Raw genomic sequence first — 20651 nt, 5'->3', positions numbered from 1 at the left:
TGGGCGATAACGTAGCATTAATGCCAAACAGGCGCTGCCCAAAGGGTTCTTTCTAGGGGCTATTTACTCTTTGTTGCTCGGTTTTTACTTAGCCCCTAGGTTACAAACCTCGCGCCGCGATTAAATAGCCCCTAGTTTGAACAAATTTTAATCCGCAAAGATCAACAGACCCTAGACTTTAACTTAAAAGTCAGCGGTAAATGTAACTGCTGCGGAGCGAGGCGCACCAATGTAATAAGTAGAGCCGTTACCGGTACCACCTGCTAAGTAGCTTTTGTCGGTAACGTTATAAACAACAAATGATACGTCAATGGCTTTAAACGGGCCGGCATCTACGTCAGTTGAATAACCTGCATTAAAATCAAGTACGGTGTAGCCGTCTACTTTATTACGCGCGCGCGTGTCTTCATCTTGCCATGCACCTAAGCGCTCACCGGTGTATTTAGCCGATAAACCAACGCGAAAGCCATCGCTAAAGTAATCGGTAGACACCACAAATAAATCTTCTGATGAATCTATTATGCTGTCGCCTTTTCTAAAGCTCGGTACTACATCATTACCACTTTCATCTCTTAATATTATACCCTGTGAATCGTATGCATTTGGATCATCCGATGAATACTCAGAACTGCTATTCGTATACGACGAGTACACGCTCCAGCTTGGTGTTAGCATATAGCTTGCTGCAAGCTCGAGCCCATTTGAGTCAATACCCCCTACATTTACGTACGAGCCATTTGTACCAATCGTGTAATCAATGCCGTCTGTGCCACTACCAGGGGCAATAAAGGTAATGCGATTATCAAACTTAACACTGTAAGCCGTTGCTGTAATAGTTAATCTGTCGGCTTGGTAACGTACACCAAAGTCGATATTGTCGGCAGTTTCTGGCTCTATGTTTGTAAGTGTTGAGCTGTCCCGCTCAAGCACACCGTCTTTTATTGCGGAAAAATTCTCGCTGTAACTGGCAAATAATTCTGTGCTGTTATTTAGCTGATACAATACACCCCCGCTAAATAGCACGTCTGAGTCGCTATCTACTTTATCTGATCTTTCGTTAGCAAAGTGGTCGTACTTTTGTAATTCAACTAAATATTGTTTTGCACCAATATTTAATATTAAGTCACCAAAATTAATCGAGTCTTGTAGGTACCATTTGAATGTATCGGTATCAAAAGTGTTTTTGTATTGTGTCCAGTAAGGCGTGCTATCAAAGTGATGATAGATACGCGCGTCAATTACTTTGTGCCAATCACGCGACTCGTCACGCTCGCTTTGCTCATACCAAAAGCCCGCTTCTATATCGTGATCACCAAATGTAGCTTGGTAATTTGCCGTTACACCTAAACGATCTTTGTTGTAATGCGTATGGCGGTAAGACATAACAGGCGTTGCTGTTGCATCGTAACACGCAGGATTTAAACCAGGACCCGACTCCCATGGCCAGCTCAAACTTTGCGTACAATCGGCATTTGGTGCAAGCGGGTTGCCTTCACTATCAGCAAAACCATAAGGGCCTGCATTAGTGCCGCCCTCGGTTGTTGGGTCGCCATTTTCATCAACAGGCGTTGTTAAGTAAGGTGGGATCCAATCGCCGCGACCTGAATTTTTATGATAATAAGGACTAACGGTTAATAATGAAGTTGGCGAAATCGCGTATTCAAATTTTAAATAGCCTAAGGTATTTTCACGAAGCGTTCCCCAACCTTCTGCAAACATTTGGTCAAAATGCGGAACTCCCGTCCAATTCCATGTTAGCTGATCCCAATCGGGTGTTTGTTCAAACTGCTCAAGGCTTACGCTGTTATAGTTTGTCTCGCTTACATCATCGTAAGACAAACGACCAGTGAGTGTTAAGTCGTTAAAATTAGATACAAACTTAACCTCAGCGTGTTGGTTGTCTTTGCCCCCATTACTGCCAGAACCAATCCAGCGGCTTGTATCTGTTTGCGAGTAACTTACGTACGCTTGTGTGTTATTAAAAACAGTGCCTGTTTCGTGTTTAATGTAATAACGCGTGGCATCGTGGCTGCCTGATGTATACGCAAAGGTAGTGCCTTTTTCAAGGCTTGGGTCTTTACTTACAAAGTTAAATGTCCCGCCTAGTGCTTCAAGTGAAGCCGATTTAATATCAGACGTACCTTGACCAACTTCAACCGTTGCTAGGTTTTCGCTATCTAGGTAACGGTTAGCTTTAGCACCACCGCCATAATTAGAGCCACCATTGGGAATGCCATCAACGGTCATACCTAATTGTTGTTGGTTTCCATCAATACTAAAACCACGCATGGTGATCGTAGTAGACCAATCGTCGCCACCAAATGCATCACCTTCGTTTATGCTAATACCTGGTAAATTATCAATAACTGATAATATGCTCGATACCGAACTTTGTTGCTCAAGCATTGCAGGCTCAATAACATTGTTAGCGTAGCTTGTTGGTTTAGCAACCACTGTTACTTCTTCTATGGTGTTGTCGTTAGCATGAACAGATGTTGATACAGCCATGGCAATAGCCATGCTCAAAAGCGATTTGTTTTTTAAAGCGTACATTGTTGTCCCGTTTAGTTTTAATTATGAAATATGAAAACGCGGACAGTATGAATTTTAAATATGACAACGAGGATGAACTTTATTTACATAAAAATTAAACAAATATGGAAGATTTATGGCGGGAATATGTACAAAAAAAGACACCCAAAGGTTTAACTTTGGGTGTCTTAATTATTTTCTAGAACTTATTACAAATAGTAATTTATTTCAATTCAGCTAGCATTTCATCGCTGTATGGTACTAACTCTTCACCGTTTGCAATTTTGCTAATGTAATCTGGGTTTGCAATAAGTGGGCGACCAATAGCGATTAAGTCAAACTTAGCATCGTTAATAGCTTCTTTTGCTGACTCAAAACTATAACTACCTACGCCTACTAATGTACCTTTGTAGCCTGCGCGTAAAAATTCAGAGATGCTTTTGCCTTCAAGCGAGTCAAAGCGCATGCTGTCGTCAAAAATACCGCCGTGTAAGTACGCTAATTCTCTGCTTTCAAGTTCTGTTAATAAGTAATCAAATACCGCTTTATCGCGGCTATCTTCGCTCATATTAAAGTAAGCACCCGGTGTTAATCTAAGTGCAGTACGATCACTGCCTACAGCAGCAATAACCGCATCGGTTACTTCTAGTGCAAAACGCGACATGTTTTCAGGCGTTTGACCATATTCGTCGCTGCGTGTATTTGCAGCGTAATGTAAAAATTGGTCCACTAAATAACCGTTAGCACCGTGAATCTCTACCCCATCAAAGCCTGCTTCAATTGCGTTTTCAGCAGCTTTTGCGAAATCAGCAACTAGACTTTTAATATCATCAGTAGTGGCTGCTTTTGGTGTGATGTATGTAAGCTCACGCATACGAGGGACAGAGCCTTCAACGCCAATTGCTGATGGAGCAAGTACATCGCCATCAAAAAAGTGAGGGTGTGCAACACGGCCAACATGCCATAGCTGTGCAAACATTTTGCCGCCATTAGCGTGCACAGCGTCAGTTACTTTTTTCCAACCTTGAATTTGCTCGCTGGTAAATAAACCCGGAGTATTTGGGTAACCTTGTCCATCTGGACGAATAATAGTTGCTTCACTAATAATTAAACCGGTTTCGGCACGGCTAGCATAATATTCAACCATATCTTGTGTTGGCACTAGGTTATCGTCAGCCATACAACGCGTTAATGGCGCCATAAGTACGCGGTTTTTAAGCTCAATCGTGTTATTTAATTTAAACGGAGCAAGTAGATCAGTTGTCATTTTTCAATCCTTCATTAAGTATATGCTTACTACAATGTGGCCTTTTTACAAACATTCAAGCTTATTTTTGAATGATCGCTCAAATTAGTGAGAAATTATACTGATCAATCTACAAATTAGATCTGCATTGCTGAAATTAAATAGCAACTTTTCAACACTCTGTCATATAACTCGATATACTTGTGTGCATATAATTTAGATATAGTAATTAAAAGTGAGCTAATTATGACAACGCCAAATTTAAGCGAAAAACACGCAGTAATTTTAGGACTTGGAGCAAAAAAACGCTTAGCCTATATGTTCGAAACCGTACAACAGTTTAAGCAAGTATGGATTTTAAACGATGATGATGGCTGCGTTATGCTTGCCAACGAAGATGACGACTGTGTTCCTGTTTGGCCAACTCGCGAATTTGCAGAGGCATGGGCTACTGGCGAATGGGCTGGCTGCAGCGCTAAAGCAATCCCACTTGCTGACTGGTTTAGTCGCTGGACACCGGGTCTTGAGGAAGATGACTTACTTATTGCTGCCTTCCCTACAGAGGAAGATGATGGCACGATATTGTTTTCAGATGAGTTTGAAAAACAATTAAAAGCGCCAAAGCAAAAATATTAAGGTTCAAAGCCTAAATACTCAGAGTTCTAAAATTTATAAACGCGGCACTTAATTTAGTAGCCGCGTTTTTATTGGCAATATCTAAAGTTCAAATAAGCCTGCGTAATTGCATCTGGATTTTCTACTTGCGGATAATGCCCAAGCTCTACAAACTCTTGTACGCGCGCATTGGGAATAAGCTTTTTATAATGCTCAATCATATGCTTACCAGAGATGGGGTCTTCTGCGCCTGCTATAAACGTAAGTGGTATATTACTATTTATGATGGCACCAACCCAGCGTGCTCGGTTTTGCTGCCTCTGCTTTATATAACTAATGAGTTTGGGCATTACGGCTAAGCCATCTTTATAAATTAGCAGCTCCCAAAGTGTGTCTACCACTTGTTTTGAAGGCGGTGTACTTTTACCAAAAATAGTAAGTAGATTATTGGCAAATTTTTGTTTATTCATTAATTTTGGTACTACCCAACCTAGGGCGTGTTGATCTTTTCGGGTTGAAATTTGTTCAATCTAGGGGCGATTAAATCGCGGCGCGAGGTTTGTAACCTAGTGGGCTAAGTAAAAACCGAGCAACAAAGAGTTAATCGTCCCTAGAAAGAACCCAAAGGGCAGCGCATGTTTGGTATTTATGCTGCGTTATCGCCTATTTATGGGGAATAACCACACTACACAGGCTCTGCCTTGCCTAAAAAACAAACATGCTGCTGTAAATTTAACCACCACAGTTCAACACACCCTAGCTTTGAAAGTAAAAGCTTTTGTATAAATAAGGGTTTATGAACCTCAGGAAATAACCCACCATTTAAAAAACACACACTGTTTATTTTAAAGTCACTTTGGCTAACGACTTGCCTTGCTAACAACTCTTGAGCCACAGTATCACCATAATCATGAGCTAGTATATGCACGCCATTAATATTTAAATGCTTTAAAAATTTCGTGTATAAGTCGGCTTGCTCGGTAATTTTATAAATAGCGTTTATTGGTTTATCTGACAAACCAAAACCTAGCATATCGAGTGTAATTACAAAATAATGTTCACTAAGGGTTTGCCACATACCTCCCCAATCCCAGCTAGCACTTGGAAAGCCATGTATTAAAAGCAGCGCAGGCTTAGTTATATCGCCAGCTGTTTTAGTAAAAATTTGATGACCATTAATTTGAGTAAATTGACCCTGTGATTGCCACTGTTGAAGAGAAAACATATATTAGCTTAATTTTTATTATTAATTTGTTAGTTTTATCATAAAGGTAATTAAAAAAGGAAACAAAACCAATGCATAAAATTTGCATTGGCTTATTAAAAGTCATGTTAAAATTTAATAGTGTAATCTACATAAACTCGATGGTCAGCTCTATCGCCTTTAACACCATCAACACTGCCTGACTTTTCGGTTGTATAATCTACAAATAACCAACGTAAGCTTAAGCCTTTTATTTTCTCAACTTTATAGCGGGTATCTACAGCCCAATATTTTTCGTCGGCTGTGCCACCTAACTTACCCAACGCAGAGTTTTCAGCATCGCTGCCGTCTGTGTAGTAAAATTTAGTTGTTAAGCCAGGCGATACTGCTTTCAAATCAATTCCTAAACGAGCTTGCCATGATGTTTCATTTTGGTTTGTTAAATCGGCACCGATTAATGAGCGAGTTGGAAATGGGTTTGTACCATGATCACCTCTGAAATTATCTTCAATCCAAGCATCACTCACTTTAGTAAATGCCGCACCTACACTCCAAATATCTTTTTTCCAATCAGCATCTAGGTAATAGGCAAATCCATCGTTTTTACTTTTGGTTAAGCCTGTTAATGCACCAGGTGTATCTTCATCATCTAAATCGCCGCCCTCTGCGCCTGTTACAAATAAATCACCATCATCTTGTGAGGTAAATATGCCAGTTGAAAGGGTTAACTTACTTTGTTCAAATTTAATGTCGTAACTGATTTTTAATGCGATTTTACTTAGATAATCGTGCGAATTTAAGTATTCAGCCTCTAATATTAGATTGTCTTTTTTATGCGTAGCACCTACGCCCCAAATTACACTAATAGCGCCAGTTTCCGATTGATCGGTAGAAAAGTCTTCCCATCTATCGTCGTGTCGACGGCTCCATTTGTCGTAAACGTAACCGTATAATTTAGTGTTGCCAATTTTATAATCGCCAAAAACACCTCTAAAAGTATTAGGAATAGCCCGACTCCCAGAGCTTTTAAGTAACATACTTTTGGTTTTTTGCCCGCCCACTTTAACGTAACCGTTATTGCCCAATTTAAAATCTAAAAAATATTGACCAAATTTAGAAAAGCTATCGTCAACTCCACCGCTCTCACTACCTGCTGGTAAAATATTACCTGCGGCTGAACCCGTAGAATTAATATTCATTACGGTGTAAGTCGATACACCCACACTCAATAAATCGTTTATATAACCCGATGTGTAATTGAGCTCTATACCTTGAGCAAAAGTTGAATCGTCACTTGCGTCGTTATCGTAGTCACGATCAAAATAAATTGATCTAAGTTTTATATTAAATTCATCTTGTTCTGTCAGCCCATTAACAGCGGCATACGAAGGAATAGAAATACATGTTAATACTGCGGCTATTGCCGCAAGTAATTTAGATACTCGGTGAGCCATAGTTATCTCCGTTACCTTATTTTGTTTAAGTTTTCACTGTGCAGTACATAGCAGCGTGTATTTTTTCGACCTACACGGCAAACATGTCATAAGGTAATTACATTTTAAGTAATCACGTTTTCTTTCACGCTACTAAAATATAGAACAATATAAGTTTTTAATGTTTTAATTTTCATATTATGAAATATTAAGTGTTTGTTTTGTTTCGGATGAATTACAAAAGTAAGGTGAGCATGGTCTCTTGCTTACTCGTACCTATGACGATAGCTCCCTTTAAAAACATCATAACATTGGTAAAATTTTACTTTATTTAAACTTATCAAAGTAAAGTTATGAGCAAAAACTAAAAGCTATCTGTTGTTTTATGAGCAGCAAATTTCCACTAAAAAATCAATAAATATAAAAATCAGCACCCTTTAGCCAATACTTTTGTTGTTGGCTATAAAGTAGCAAAGAACATGTAAATTATTATATTTATATACATGTTCATTTTATCTTGATGAGTAAAATCAACTCTTACATTACATCTACTCTAAACCTTTATTAAATATATATATTCTAATTAATAACAAAGTTGTATCCTGAATAATAAGTGCTATATTTATTTCGATGATAAAACAGATATACGTTCAGTATATTCATAATAAAGGATGGGTTAATGTTTTCAGGACGACCGATTAGTAAAAGATTATTAATCTCAGTGCTTACTCATGCTATTTTTTTCATCAGTGGTATTGTATTAACTTACTTTGCCCACACTGCACATCAAGATGCTGTTAATAACAAAATAAATGAAGCTCTTAACAACCGCCTTTCTTCACTATCAACAGGCGTTACTAGCAGATTCGACTTATATAAATATGGGCTATACGGTTTAAAAGGATTTATACATGGCATTGGCGTTAATAATTTAAGCTACCAAACAATTTCTAATTACTCTAACAGTCGCAACTATGCCCAAGAGTTCCCAGGTGCGAATGGTATTGGTTTTATAAGAAAAGTGAATGCCGAAAACTTAGCCCAATTCTTAAAAACTGCAAAATACGATCGACCTAGCCAAATATTCAAACTAAATAAACTAGCTAACGAAAGTGGTGAGCACTTTATTATTCAGTATATATTTCCTGAGCAAAGTAATTCACGGGCTCTAGGACTCGATATTGCATCGGAAAGTACACGTAAAGAAGCAGCATTAAACTCTGCAATTAATAATCAAGTTCAATTATCGGCACCTATAACGTTAGTCCAAGCAGATAAAGAATCTCAACAGGGTTTTTTAATTTTATTGCCCGTTTATAACAACATTATTATTCCTACAAATAAAAGCCAACGTTTAGAGCAATTGCTTGGATGGACTTACTCTCCTTTACTCATCAATAATATTTTAAACTCACTTTCACAAGCCGATGAAAATAGATTAGTGATCAGTGATATAGGTAAAAACGCTAATGTCGATTTTTTTAGTTATGGAACTGTAAGCGAGACTGCTAGTTACCAATCAACTAAAGTGATTGAAGTTATGGGGAGAACATGGAAAATTACACTTAGTGCCTCAGATGCGTTTATTAAAACACTCCATTTACCAAATAAATACCAGGCTATTGTCAATGGTATTTTTTATACGCTTATTTGTATATTTATAACCTTTATCGTTCAGCTATTTTTTTACCGTAGAGAACAAAGAACACAACGAAGAATCACTAAAGCTAAACAAAATAAGCATCTGCTGCAACAAACAAATTTAAAATTAGAAAAAGAAGTAAAATTACGCACTAAAGAAATTGCCGATATAAGTATGCTTCAACAAAGTATTTTAAACAGTGCCAGTTATTCAATTATTGCGACCGATATAAACGGCTTAATTACTTTATTTAATCCCGCCTCTGAAAAGTTATTAGGCTATAAAGCGCAAGATATTATTGGAATTGAGAATCCGGGCATTTTTCATTTAAAAGAAGAAATTATAAAAAAAGCTAAACAACTTAGTACTGAATTGAATAAACCCGTATCTCCTGGTTTTGAAGTGTTTATCTTAAAAGCAACGGCTACAGAGCCTGATATCAATCAGTGGACATACATTTCTTCTACAGGCGAGCACATACAAGTTAATATAAGTGTTACCTCTTTATTAAATAACGAAAATGAAATTGTTGGCTATTTGGGTGTAGCATACGATTTGACCGAACAAATTAATCATGAACAAGCCCTTGGGCATGCTAAAGAGTTAGCTGAACAGGCATCACAGGCTAAATCTGAATTTTTAGCAAATATGAGTCACGAAATACGCACACCTATGAATGGCATACTAGGTACATTACAGTTACTACAAGAGCAGCCATTGAATGAAAAATCAAAAGAGTATTTAAAAAAATCACTTTATTCGACCCGCTCACTCACCACTATTATCAATGATATCCTCGACTTTTCTAAAATTGAAGCCGGGAAGCTTTCATTAGAATATAAATCGTTTGACCTTTTTGAACTTATTCACCACTTAGAGTCTGATCTTGGCCTGCAAGCCAGTGATAAAAATATATATCTTAAATTTATAATTAATATTGAGCATAAGCATTGGGTAGGCGACCCCGTTAGGCTCAGACAAATATTTTTAAACCTAATATCTAATGCGATTAAGTTTACGTCGCAAGGTGGCGTTACAGTAACGTTTTGGCTAACCGACGAAAACAAAATATGTTGTTGTATATCCGACACCGGAATTGGAATTTCTGAGCAAGCAATAGAGCGATTATTTGAGCGCTTTGAACAAGCAGAGCAGTCAACCACGCGTGAATATGGCGGTACAGGTCTTGGCTTACCTATTACTAAATCATTAATAGGTTTAATGAATGGCGAAATTAAAGTAACAAGCCAATTAGATTCAGGTAGTCAATTTTATGTGTACTTATCATTAAAACAAGCACAGATTGATGAAAGCACATTAATAACAAAAAATGTTGAGCTTCCTGACCTATCTGGAAAAACTATTTTATTAGCTGAAGATAATAAAATAAATCAGCTTGTTGCATCTGCGATGCTTGAGCCTACAAAAGCCACCATTATTATTGCCAACAATGGGTTAGAAGCAATCTCATTATACGAGTCACACAAGCCAGACATTATCTTTATGGACATTCAAATGCCTAAAATGGATGGTCTTCAGGCATGTAAAAAAATTAAGGCGCTTAATAATGAACAAATTGTTATCGCGTTAACCGCTAATGTTTTTACAGAGCAAAAAGAAATATACAGGCAGTTATTTGATGGTTACGTTTCAAAGCCAATTGAAAAAAATGAGCTTGTAAGCATGTTATCAACACTCTATTTAGTTAATAGTTAGTCATTACAAAGGCATTAAAAAACCCAGTTACTAATACCTTTCGATATTAGTAACTGGGCTCTAAGAATAATGGTGGAGGGAGAGGGATTCGAACCCTCGTTAGGGATAAACCTAAACACACTTTCCAGGCGTGCGCCTTCAGCCACTCAGCCATCCCTCCACAGTGCTGCAATTGTGTAATGCAACAGCGCGCTATAGTATGAAATAGACTCTTAAGGTGCAAGGAATTTTTAAATTTGGGCCTTTAAATGCTTACTAATCAAGCAACACATACCTATAGGCACAAAAAAACGGCTAAATCTAAGACTTAACCGTTTTTAATTTATACTTTTAAAAGTTACTTAGCCATGCTCGCAGTAAATTCAAGCATGCGATTAAGTGACTTAAGTGCGCCTTCGCGTAAATCCATATCAACGAATACTTCTTTACCTTTAGGGCTTATGAGGGCTTCCTCAATCGCTTTTAAGCCATTCATTGCCATCCAAGGGCAATGTGCGCAACTTTTACATGAAGCGCCCTCACCTGCCGTTGGAGCCGCAAAAAACTCTTTATCTGGGCATAGTTGCTGCATTTTATAAAAGATGCCGCGATCGGTTGCTACAATAAACTTTTTATTGTTCATTGTTTGCGCTGCTTTAATTAATTGGCTCGTAGAGCCAACCGAATCGGCAAGTGCAACAATTTCTGCTGGTGACTCAGGATGAACTAATACGCCTGCATCTGGGTGCAGTGCTTTCATATCTTTTAGAGCTTTAGTTTTAAATTCGTCATGTACGATACACGCACCATTCCACATAAGCATATCAGCACCGGTATTTTTTTGAATATAACTACCAAGGTGCTTATCTGGGCCCCAAATGATTTTTTCGCCTTGCTCATCAAGGTGCTCTACTATTTCAAGTGCACATGATGAGGTTACAATCCAATCTGCACGTGCTTTAACAGCCGTAGAGGTGTTTGCATATACAACCACTTTACGGTCAGGGTGCTGATCGCAAAACGCAGAGAACTCGTCTATCGGGCAGCCAATGTCTAACGAACACGTCGCTTCAAGCGTAGGCATAACAACCGTTTTATTTGGCGTTAAAATTTTGGCGGTCTCGCCCATAAATTTTACGCCCGCGACGATAATCATATCTGCATCGTGACGTGCGCCAAAACGCGCCATTTCTAGCGAGTCGGCAACGCAGCCGCCGGTTTCTTCAGCAAGTGCTTGAATTTCAGGATCGGTATAATAATGGGCAACAAGTACAGCATTTTTGTCTTTTAGTAATTGTTTTATACGCGCTTTATATTCGCCTTGCTCGTCTTGTGTTAACGGTGCTGGCTTAGGGGGGAAAATATAACCTTCAGGCATAATAGTTTGAGCTAGACTCATGTTCTCGACCACTTATCTACAGTGCATTAATTAGGGCGAATTATACGAGAATATGAAAGCAAATAACAGCAAACTAGTAAGGCTGTTTATAAAAAATAAAGTGGGAAATTAAAAAAGAATATAAAGGAAAGTATTAGAGAGTGGTGGGTCATGATGGATTTGAACCATCGACCAATTGATTAAAAGTCAACTGCTCTACCAACTGAGCTAATGACCCGCTCTAATATAAATCTGCTTTGTAAAAAGCTGCGTAAATCCGCCGATTAATACTTTCATAGAATGGTGGGTTATGATGGATTTGAACCATCGACCAATTGATTAAAAGTCAACTGCTCTACCAACTGAGCTAATAACCCGCTCTATGCACTTATTCAATTAAGAATGAAGCCTACGTATATACGCCGACTGATGCCAAACACTATTCACAAGGAATAAAGAATGGTGGGTCATGATGGATTTGAACCATCGACCAATTGATTAAAAGTCAACTGCTCTACCAACTGAGCTAATGACCCGCTCTTATATAACTTTTCATAGAATGGTGGGTTATGATGGATTTGAACCATCGACCAATTGATTAAAAGTCAACTGCTCTACCAACTGAGCTAATAACCCGCTCTATGCACTTATTCAATTATGAATGAAGCTTACGTAAATCCGCCGATTTATACCAAACAGTATTCACAAGGAATAAAGGATGGTGGGTCATGATGGATTTGAACCATCGACCAATTGATTAAAAGTCAACNATGGTGGGTCATGATGGATTTGAACCATCGACCAATTGATTAAAAGTCAACTGCTCTACCAACTGAGCTAATGACCCGCTCTATTGTTGCGTTTAAATGCAACTTATTACTTTACGTAAATCCGTCGATTGGAACCAATCACTATTCAAAGGAATAAAGAATGGTGGGTTATGATGGATTTGAACCATCGACCAATTGATTAAAAGTCAACTGCTCTACCAACTGAGCTAATAACCCGTTCCAGTTGCTAACTTATTTCTAAGTTAAGCCTGCGTAAATCCGCCGATTGATGCCAAACACTATTCACAAGGAATAAAGAATGGTGGGTCATGATGGATTTGAACCATCGACCAATTGATTAAAAGTCAACTGCTCTACCAACTGAGCTAATGACCCGCTCTGACGTTGCGTTTTATAACAACTTAGTATTCTACGTAAATCCGCCGATAAAAGACCATTCTAAGAATGGTGGGTTATGATGGATTTGAACCATCGACCAATTGATTAAAAGTCAACTGCTCTACCAACTGAGCTAATAACCCGCTCTTTTCGTCGCATTTCGAGTGGGGTAACCATTCGTTTGCTGCGGGCGCTTATAATACTTATTTATAAAATGAGTGCAACCGAAATTGTCTCTTTTTTTAAGTTTTTATGTCTAGATGCACAAAATTAAACCGTTTGTGCTCAAACTACATGCAAATCCAAGATTCTTCGAGAGTTTCCATGTAGTTTGCTCGCCTTAACTAGAAATTTAATCGCCAGTGAACTTTAGTTTCCTAAACGATCAGTTGCTAGTTTTGCAGCAGTTGTACTCGGGTATTGATTGATAAGATCGCTCAATATTCTCTGTGCTTGTGCTGTTGAACCTTGATCCTGTAAAAGCGTGCCTAACTTTAACATTGCATCAGGGCGTTTATTTGAATTTGGGAATTCGTTAACAACCACTTTAAAGTGCTCCACCGCTTTTACGCCGTCATTCTTAATAGTAAGCAACTGCCCTAGCCAATAATGCGCGTTAGACGCATAGACAGAATTTGGATAAGTAGTTAAAAACGTTTGAAACTCAGGAATTGCTTGATCATAGCGTTTATCTTTCATTATTAACGCGACAGCACGCTCATACGCTTCGTTTTCAGACAAATCATTGCTGTAGGTCTGTGCATCGTTTGGCTGCGTATGATTAGCTACAGGAGCTGCTGCTGGCTGTGTATAAGCTTGGCTCACGCGGTTTTCAATTTCTTGATACAGCTCACGCTGACGCTGCAGTACTTTTTCGAGCTTGTAGCTTTGCTCTTCGGTTACACCTCGAATTTGGCTTACTTCGTCTTGTAACAAGTTAAGCTGTTGCTGTAACTCAACTTGCAAAAAGTTACGCGACTGCATCATATTCTCAAGCGACGCTAATCGCTTCTCAATACTTGATTGTGAACTCGCAGCTTCTGAAACAGGAGCGGGAGCAGCCATTAACTGGGTGCTCCCGCTCAATATCATGGCTGCCAAAATGATTTTCGGCTTCATAATATCTCTTATCTTAGTAAACTAGTACCGCACGGCGGTTTTTAGCGAAAGCTGATTCAGTGCGAGACTTAACCATTGGCTTCTCTTCACCGTAGCTTACTACTGACATTTGGCTAGCTGAAACACCTAAGCTTAATAGGTATTTTTCAACTGCTTGGCCACGGTGCTCACCTAGTGCAATATTGTACTCAGGAGTACCGCGCTCATCTGCGTGGCCTTCGATTAGTACTTTAACAGATGAGTTTTGAACTAAAAACTCAGCATGTGCACGAAGTAAGTCTGCATACTTGCTTTCAACTGTTGCAGTATCAAAATCGAAGTAGATTACTTGCTCTTGACGAAGTGCTTCATATTTTTGACGAAGTTGCTCTTCGGCTTGTTGTTCTGGAGAAATTGTCGCTACTTCAACTGTATCATTGTTCATTGATTGCTCAACAACGCCTTGATTTGATTGATTTGCAGCACCTTCGTCTATATCTGAAGATGAGCTACAAGCTGCTAATGTCATTACTGGCACAGCAATTAGCAGGCCTTTAAGTATTTTGTTAAGTTGCATTGAGTAGATTCCTATTTTGAGTAAACCAGTAATATTACTGTAAGTATGGCGACCAAGCTGGTGCCTTTACTTGTCCGTCTAGCACAGGTAACCGTGCTTTAAAACGGCCGTCCATCGATACTAGCGCAAGTACCTGTTTATTATTATGAAGCGTGCTATATATAATCATCGAACCATTTGGCGCTATGCTCGGTGATTCATCTAGGCGTGTTCTTGTTAATACTTGGAACGCACCTGTAGCCAGCTCTTTCTTAGCAAGATGGTACTGCCCGTTAGTACGGTTAACCATCACTAATTCTTTTCCATCTGGAGATATAGAACCGGCAAGATTCATATCTCCATCAAAGGTGAGTCGTTGTGACCGACCTGTTTTTAAATTTAACTTATAAATCTGAGCATTACCACCCCTTTCAGATGTAAATACGATATCTTGACCATTTGGATGCCAAGATGGCTCAGTATCTATGCTACGGTGATTTGTTAAGCGTGTTTCTTTGCGTGTAGCTAAGTCAAGCATGTAGATTTCTGTTGCACCCGTTTTATCCTTAGAAAGCACTAATAATAGCCTTTTACCATCTGGTGAGAACTGCGGGGCACCATTAATACCACGGTAACTTGCTATTATTTCGCGTTTACCGGTGTATATATCTTGAATATAAATCTGGCTTTGACGGTTTTCAAACGTTACGTACGCTAGCTTAGTACCATCTGGTGACCATGCTGGCGACATCAATGGCTCTTTTGAGCGAAGTAACACCTGCTCATTAAAACCATCATAATCAGCAACAACGAGTTGATACGGCTTAGGGTCATTATCTCGTACTATTACATAAGCAATTTTAGTTAAAAATGCACCTTTCTCGCCAGTCAATTTTTCGTAAATAACATCACTGATTCGGTGCGAGTAACGGCGGAAGCCACTTTCACCAATAACACTTTCACGCGCTTCTAAAATATGACCTTGGCTTTTAATTAATTTACCATTGCTCATCATTTGTGTATTGCCACCGGTAATTTGGCCGCGAATAACATCAACCAACTCATAACGAACCAAGTAACGCCCATTAGTTTGCTGTTCAACTTCGCCGACCAATATGGCTTCAACCCCTTTATTAACCCAAGATGCGTAATCAATCTCGCCATCTTTACTTGGCTGTTGTGGCATTTGCGCTACATCTACAGGTTTAAATTTTCCGCTGCGCATTAAATCGGCAGCAATAACACTGCTTAATTCTTCAGGGATTGGACCTATACCTTGATATTTAAAAGGTACTATAGCGATAGGTCTTGCACCATCTACACCCTCAGTTATTACAATTTCAAGGGCTGCATTAGCAACACCCATAAACCCAAAAAGTAACACTAAACAGGCTGTCTTTATTTTGTTGAACATATCATTCCTTTAAAATTCTGGCTTGATTGTTAAATTGATATTCTTAAGTTGTTCGAATACGTCTTTATCTTTAGATACCGGTAATGTGTCGGCCATACGCACAGCTCTTAATGCAGCTTCACATACCAACTTGTCGCCGCCTAATGATTTAACTTGAGTCACCAAACCATTAAAGCCTAAACGAATATTGACTCGGCACTGTTGGTTTTTCATTTTTTGATCAATCAGAAGGTTTTGCTGAATACGCGCCATAATTAATGCACGGTACTTATCAACTTCGCTCACCACTTGTTGCTGACGTATTTTACTACGGGCAGCCTGCTCTTTGGCAAGTTGCTCTTGTAACATTTGCTCTTGCATTGCTTGCTGGCGTTTACGTTCTGCCTCGGCTGCACGCTCTTTAGCTTCCTCTTCACGTTTTTTACGTTCAGCTTCTGCTTTTTTAAGTGCGTCTTCTTCGGTTTTACGTTTATCAGCAGCTGCTTTTGCTGCACTTTCAGCTTCTTGCTTTTGCTTCTCAGCTTGCTTAGCTTTAGCGCGCTCTTTTTGCTCGATAGCACGTGCTTTTTTAGCTTGTGCTTGCGCCTCGGCAGTTTCTTTTTCTTTAGCTTTACGCTCTAGCTCTAGCTTTTTAATATGCCTAGATTCAGATTCGCGTTGCTTACGTGCATTTGCCGCTCTGCGTTCTAAATCGCGGATACGTTTGTCTTCAGCACTTTTTTTATCTTTTTCTTTCTTTTGAAGCTCAGCAATTTTTTGCTCAACTTGCTTTTGATCAACTGTAACAGCCGACACCGCTTTATCTGGCGTAGGTATAGCCGAATTAAGCGTTACTTCCATTACTTTAGGTGCTGGCGGATGAATATTTGCAGACGCATACAAAAAACCACCAATTCCTAAATGAAGTACTATCGATTTTACTACTGAACTATTCATACAGCTACTTCCCCTCAAAGGATTCAGTCATTAATCCTACTGATGGTACGCCTGCGTTTTTCAAAAAATCCATTAGTAATAATACTTCTTGATACGACACCTTACCCGAGCCTTTGATCATGACCGGCACATCAGGGTTTTTCATTAACTGTAATTTTATAACCGCAGCTACATCAAGTGCTTCCATAGGTTCTTCTGGATCAGTACCTACGCTTACATAATATTTACCCTCTGCATCAATTGAAGCAATAATGGGCGGAGTATCTTTAGTATCAACTAAATCAGACTCTTCCATTTTAGGTAAATCAACTTTTACACCATGTGTAATAAGCGGTGCTGTTGCCATAAATATAATAAGTAATACCAACATTACATCAATGTAAGGTACTACATTAATTTCTGCGACCGGACGGCGCTTTTTACGCTGATACATTCGCTTGTGCCTCTATTTGTGTAGCTGCTTGACGGTGTAAAATATTAGCAAACTCTTCCATAAAGTTAATATAGTGAGACTCAAGCTTTTCAACACTGTTTGAAAAACGGTTATAAGCAATAACGGCCGGGATTGCCGCGAATAAACCCATAGCAGTCGCAATAAGTGCCTCTGCAATACCGGGTGCTACCATTTGTAATGTAGCTTGCTTAACTTCACCTAGTGCAATAAAGGCATTCATAATACCCCACACTGTACCAAACAAACCGATATACGGACTAATAGAACCTACCGTTGCTAAAAACGATAAGCTAGATTCAATTTTTTCAATTTCACGAGAAAGCGCAACACGCATAGAACGGTGCGTCCCTTCCATAACAATACTCGCACTTTGAAATGTATTCTTTTTATGACGAGCAAACTCTTTAAAGCCTGAAGTAAATAAGGCTTCAATTCCTTGAGACTGACCGCTGCGTGACGATATTTCGTTATACAATTTGCTTAAATCAATACCGGACCAAAATTTTTGCTCAAATTTCTTAGCATTTGATAGTGCATCTGATATTGCTTTTTTACGCTGAAATATAATTGTCCACGACATTACAGACATGGCAACTAGCCCTAACATTACTAACTGAACAAGCAAACTTGCTTCTAAAATTAGATCTAAAAAATTAAGCCCTGATCCCACGTTAAACTCCTAAGTAATTTCAAAATACGGCAAATTGATTAATTTGTGTAGATATGACCGCTTACACGGCCAAAAGTTGCATCTAGTGTATCTACTCCATTTCAAGCTGACAACGATATTGCTATGAATAGGCAACAAAAAACGTTAAAAAACAGCTTTAGTTAGCATTTCCCTTTGCTTCAGCAGTTTATTTAATCTTTTAAATAAACTCGCTAACTATAAATATGCGTAAATATATAAGCAAAACGTCATAAAATGCGTCGTTTATTCAAAATAAGAGCATAAACACTCAAAAGTTGTCAGCCCCGTCTTAATGTAATAGTAAAACTAATACCGAGCCACAATGAAAGTCATCACTTAAGCTATAAATTTCATAACCTTATAAATTTAACGATTAATTAACGCGCAAGATTAAAACAACAATAAAATTCACCGGATTAGTTTTTATAATCTGAAAATACAAATTTTCTAGTTTGAATAAAAAGGTGATCTTACGTATTATTCTCCCATACCGAACTAGCGCACTGAATGAGATAGCTTCATTAAGCCAAGTTCTTAGTAATATGATATTTTATCGTATTACATTGTTTTACTCTTTCTGGATAAAACCAAATTAAGTAAAACGTAGTTCCCTGGATTACTTCCTTCAACTTGTTGTTTGCCCGCATTTTTTGCGGGCTTTTTTTGCCTGCAATTTACTACGCTACACACTATATTTATAAACTAATAATCGCTTTACTCAATCTACGATAAGTAATTCGCTTACTAGTTTGAGCGAAAGGCAGGATAGCTTCGCGAGTCTTAACGCCCTGTGAATTAACAGTTAACCATAAAGCGCATAAATTTTTAAGTAACATTTGCAACAGTGTGTTGAGGTTTTGGGTAAAATACCAACTTGTATAAATATTTGAAAGAAAGGGGTACTAAGTCAATTACCTGCTGCGCAATAAACCACAGCAAGTAATGTGTATGAGGCTAGTCTTTTTTAGGAAGTAAACCAAAGTGATGGTATGCACTGTCAGACACTATTCGCCCACGCGGAGTACGCTGAATAAATCCTTGCTGAATTAAAAATGGTTCTATCACATCTTCTATTGTTTCACGCTCTTCACCAATAGCTGCAGCAACATTGTCGAGCCCTACTGGGCCGCCCATAAATTTTTCAATTATGGCGAGTAAATATTTGCGATCCATATAATCAAAGCCACTTTTATCTACGTCAATCATATCAAGCGCTTGCTTAGCTACTTCGGCGTTTACTGTACCGTCAGATTTTACCTGTGTGTAATCGCGTACACGACGTAATAAACGGTTTGCAATACGTGGTGTACCGCGCGAGCGTTGTGCAATTTCGGTTGCGCCATTGTCACACATTTCTAAACCAAGATAATGTGCAGAGCGCCCGACTATGTGCGACAAATCTTCTACAGAATAAAACTCTAATCGCTGCACAATACCAAAACGGTCACGTAGTGGCGATGTAAGCGAGCCTGCTCGCGTAGTGGCACCAATAAGTGTAAATGCAGGTAAGTCTAATTTAATAGAACGCGCAGCTGGGCCTTCACCAATCATTATATCAAGCTGGTAGTCTTCCATTGCTGGATACAGTATTTCTTCAACTTGCGGGCTTAGCCTGTGTATTTCATCGATAAAAAGTACATCGCCTTCTTCTAAATTGGTAAGTAGTGCAGCTAAATCGCCTGCTTTTTCAAGTACAGGGCCTGATGTTGTTTTAATACTTACGTGTAATTCGTTGGCGACAATATTTGCAAGCGTGGTTTTACCAAGCCCAGGTGGGCCAAATATTAATAAATGATCGAGCGCTTCACCACGGGTTCGGGCAGCTTCAATAAAAATTTCCATTTGTTGCTTAACATGAGGCTGGCCTCTGTAGTCGGCTAAAAGTTTAGGCCTTATTGCACGATCTATAGAGTCTTCATTTGTTTTTTCAGTCGCATCAATTAAGCGATCCGCTTCAATCATGGGTTACTCACAACATTGATTTTAAAGATTCTCTAATAAGAACCTCAGTAGACATATCGGGTTTGCTTATCGATTTTACTGCTTTTTGAGCTTGTGGCAATTTATAACCTAATGCAAGCAGTGCCGATACGGCATCATCGGCTGCGTTATTAGCTATTGTCGCATCGCTCATTGGCTCTATTACTGCGCTGTCGCTAAATGGCGTAAATAAATCATTACCCCAATCTTTTAATCTGTCTTTCATTTCGAGTACTAAACGCTCGGCTGTTTTTTTACCTACACCGGGTAATTTAACTAGCGACGTTGAGTCTTCGTTATTTACACAGCTTACAAATTGCTTTGCCGACATGCCCGATAAAATAGCTAAGCCAAGTTTTGGACCAACGCCATTTGCTTTTAATAGCTCTCTAAACAAGGCACGCTCAACTTTATTATTAAAACCAAATAATAGCTGAGCATCTTCACGCACTACAAAGTGGGTGTAAACAATCGCGTTTTCACCAATTTTTGGTAAATCGTAAAAACAGGTCATTGGCATTTGTACTTCGTAACCGACACCACTTACTTCGAGTAATATTTCTGGTGGCTGTTTTTCGACTAAAATACCATTTAAGCGGCCTATCATA

At 38.8% G+C, this 20651-nt stretch carries 15 protein-coding genes, 9 tRNA genes and 1 pseudogene; 2 read left to right on the top strand and 23 right to left on the bottom strand.

The features are described 5' to 3' along the window. Positions 1 to 183: 183 nt before the first annotated feature. A complete protein-coding gene (locus I6F40_RS14305) occupies positions 184 to 2553 on the bottom strand; it encodes a TonB-dependent receptor domain-containing protein (protein WP_197193098.1) in 2370 nt (789 codons plus the stop codon). A 202-nt stretch (positions 2554 to 2755) separates the two neighbouring features. After that, a complete protein-coding gene (locus I6F40_RS14300; protein WP_197193097.1) occupies positions 2756 to 3799 on the bottom strand; it encodes an alkene reductase in 1044 nt (347 codons plus the stop codon). Between the two features lie 225 nt (positions 3800 to 4024). Here I6F40_RS14300 and I6F40_RS14295 point away from each other — a divergent pair, with 225 nt between their 5' ends. Next, entirely contained in the window at positions 4025 to 4414 is a 390-nt protein-coding gene (locus tag I6F40_RS14295) for a DUF2750 domain-containing protein (RefSeq protein WP_197193096.1), read from the top strand. 68 nt (positions 4415 to 4482) lie between these two features. Here I6F40_RS14295 and I6F40_RS14290 read toward each other — a convergent pair whose 3' ends face one another. The 3 genes and pseudogenes from I6F40_RS14290 to I6F40_RS14280 form a co-directional block, all read right to left on the bottom strand. After that, positions 4483 to 4863 (bottom strand): alpha/beta fold hydrolase, encoded by a 381-nt coding sequence (locus I6F40_RS14290; protein WP_442960719.1) that lies wholly within the window; start codon positions 4861 to 4863, stop codon positions 4483 to 4485. 284 nt (positions 4864 to 5147) lie between these two features. Next, a pseudogene (locus I6F40_RS14285) lies at positions 5148 to 5618 on the bottom strand (alpha/beta fold hydrolase); the annotation flags it as partial. A gap of 107 nt (positions 5619 to 5725) precedes the next feature. Next, positions 5726 to 7051, bottom strand: a complete 1326-nt coding sequence (locus I6F40_RS14280; protein ID WP_197193095.1) for an OprD family outer membrane porin — start codon at positions 7049 to 7051, stop codon at positions 5726 to 5728. 658 nt (positions 7052 to 7709) lie between these two features. Between I6F40_RS14280 and I6F40_RS14275 the strand changes: the two genes are divergently transcribed. Then, positions 7710 to 10388 (top strand): CHASE domain-containing protein, encoded by a 2679-nt coding sequence (locus I6F40_RS14275; protein ID WP_197193094.1) that lies wholly within the window; start codon positions 7710 to 7712, stop codon positions 10386 to 10388. Positions 10389 to 10458: 70 nt separating this feature from the next. Here I6F40_RS14275 and I6F40_RS14270 read toward each other — a convergent pair. From I6F40_RS14270 to ruvA, 18 genes are all read right to left on the bottom strand, one after another. After that, a tRNA-Ser gene (locus I6F40_RS14270) sits at positions 10459 to 10548 on the bottom strand. A 177-nt stretch (positions 10549 to 10725) separates the two neighbouring features. Further along, on the bottom strand, positions 10726 to 11766 hold the full coding sequence (nadA, locus tag I6F40_RS14265; protein WP_197193093.1) for a quinolinate synthase NadA: 1041 nt from the start codon (positions 11764 to 11766) through the stop codon (positions 10726 to 10728). Positions 11767 to 11907: 141 nt separating this feature from the next. After that, a tRNA-Lys gene (locus I6F40_RS14260) sits at positions 11908 to 11983 on the bottom strand. 63 nt (positions 11984 to 12046) lie between these two features. After that, a tRNA-Lys gene (locus I6F40_RS14255) sits at positions 12047 to 12122 on the bottom strand. A gap of 83 nt (positions 12123 to 12205) precedes the next feature. Beyond that, positions 12206 to 12281: transfer RNA gene (locus I6F40_RS14250), tRNA-Lys, on the bottom strand. Positions 12282 to 12305: 24 nt separating this feature from the next. After that, positions 12306 to 12381: transfer RNA gene (locus I6F40_RS14245), tRNA-Lys, on the bottom strand. Positions 12382 to 12516: 135 nt separating this feature from the next. Then, positions 12517 to 12592 (bottom strand) — tRNA-Lys (locus tag I6F40_RS14240). Between the two features lie 84 nt (positions 12593 to 12676). Next, positions 12677 to 12752 (bottom strand) — tRNA-Lys (locus tag I6F40_RS14235). Between the two features lie 83 nt (positions 12753 to 12835). Then, positions 12836 to 12911, bottom strand: a tRNA-Lys gene (locus I6F40_RS14230). A gap of 70 nt (positions 12912 to 12981) precedes the next feature. Then, a tRNA-Lys gene (locus tag I6F40_RS14225) sits at positions 12982 to 13057 on the bottom strand. A gap of 226 nt (positions 13058 to 13283) precedes the next feature. Beyond that, the gene (gene ybgF, locus I6F40_RS14220) at positions 13284 to 14033 is read right to left on the bottom strand and encodes a tol-pal system protein YbgF (RefSeq protein WP_197193092.1); all 750 of its coding nucleotides are present in this window, start codon (positions 14031 to 14033) and stop codon (positions 13284 to 13286) included. A gap of 13 nt (positions 14034 to 14046) precedes the next feature. Beyond that, positions 14047 to 14589, bottom strand: coding sequence for a peptidoglycan-associated lipoprotein Pal (gene pal, locus I6F40_RS14215; RefSeq protein WP_166379433.1), 543 nt, complete (start codon positions 14587 to 14589; stop codon positions 14047 to 14049). Positions 14590 to 14623: 34 nt separating this feature from the next. Then, positions 14624 to 15982, bottom strand: a complete 1359-nt coding sequence (gene tolB, locus I6F40_RS14210; protein WP_166379435.1) for a Tol-Pal system beta propeller repeat protein TolB — start codon at positions 15980 to 15982, stop codon at positions 14624 to 14626. Positions 15983 to 15991: 9 nt separating this feature from the next. Then, entirely contained in the window at positions 15992 to 16918 is a 927-nt protein-coding gene (gene tolA / locus I6F40_RS14205; protein ID WP_197193091.1) for a cell envelope integrity protein TolA, read from the bottom strand. 4 nt (positions 16919 to 16922) lie between these two features. Further along, the gene (gene tolR, locus I6F40_RS14200) at positions 16923 to 17351 is read right to left on the bottom strand and encodes a protein TolR (protein WP_007580386.1); all 429 of its coding nucleotides are present in this window, start codon (positions 17349 to 17351) and stop codon (positions 16923 to 16925) included. Further along, on the bottom strand, positions 17338 to 18042 hold the full coding sequence (gene tolQ, locus I6F40_RS14195) for a protein TolQ (RefSeq protein WP_007580384.1): 705 nt from the start codon (positions 18040 to 18042) through the stop codon (positions 17338 to 17340). Before tolQ ends, tolR begins: the two co-directional genes overlap by 14 nt. Positions 18043 to 19017: 975 nt before the next feature. Continuing rightward, a complete protein-coding gene (ruvB, locus tag I6F40_RS14190) occupies positions 19018 to 20025 on the bottom strand; it encodes a Holliday junction branch migration DNA helicase RuvB (RefSeq protein WP_197193090.1) in 1008 nt (335 codons plus the stop codon). Between the two features lie 7 nt (positions 20026 to 20032). Further along, on the bottom strand, positions 20033 to 20650 hold the full coding sequence (ruvA, locus tag I6F40_RS14185; protein ID WP_002960647.1) for a Holliday junction branch migration protein RuvA: 618 nt from the start codon (positions 20648 to 20650) through the stop codon (positions 20033 to 20035). Position 20651 lies beyond the last annotated feature (1 nt).

Source organism: Pseudoalteromonas sp. SWXJ133 (assembly GCF_015864365.1).
In the GTDB taxonomy this organism is placed as follows: Bacteria; Pseudomonadota; Gammaproteobacteria; order Enterobacterales; family Alteromonadaceae; genus Pseudoalteromonas; species Pseudoalteromonas arctica.
Note: the sequence above shows the minus strand (reverse complement) of the source record. Positions and strands in the feature narration are given on the sequence as shown.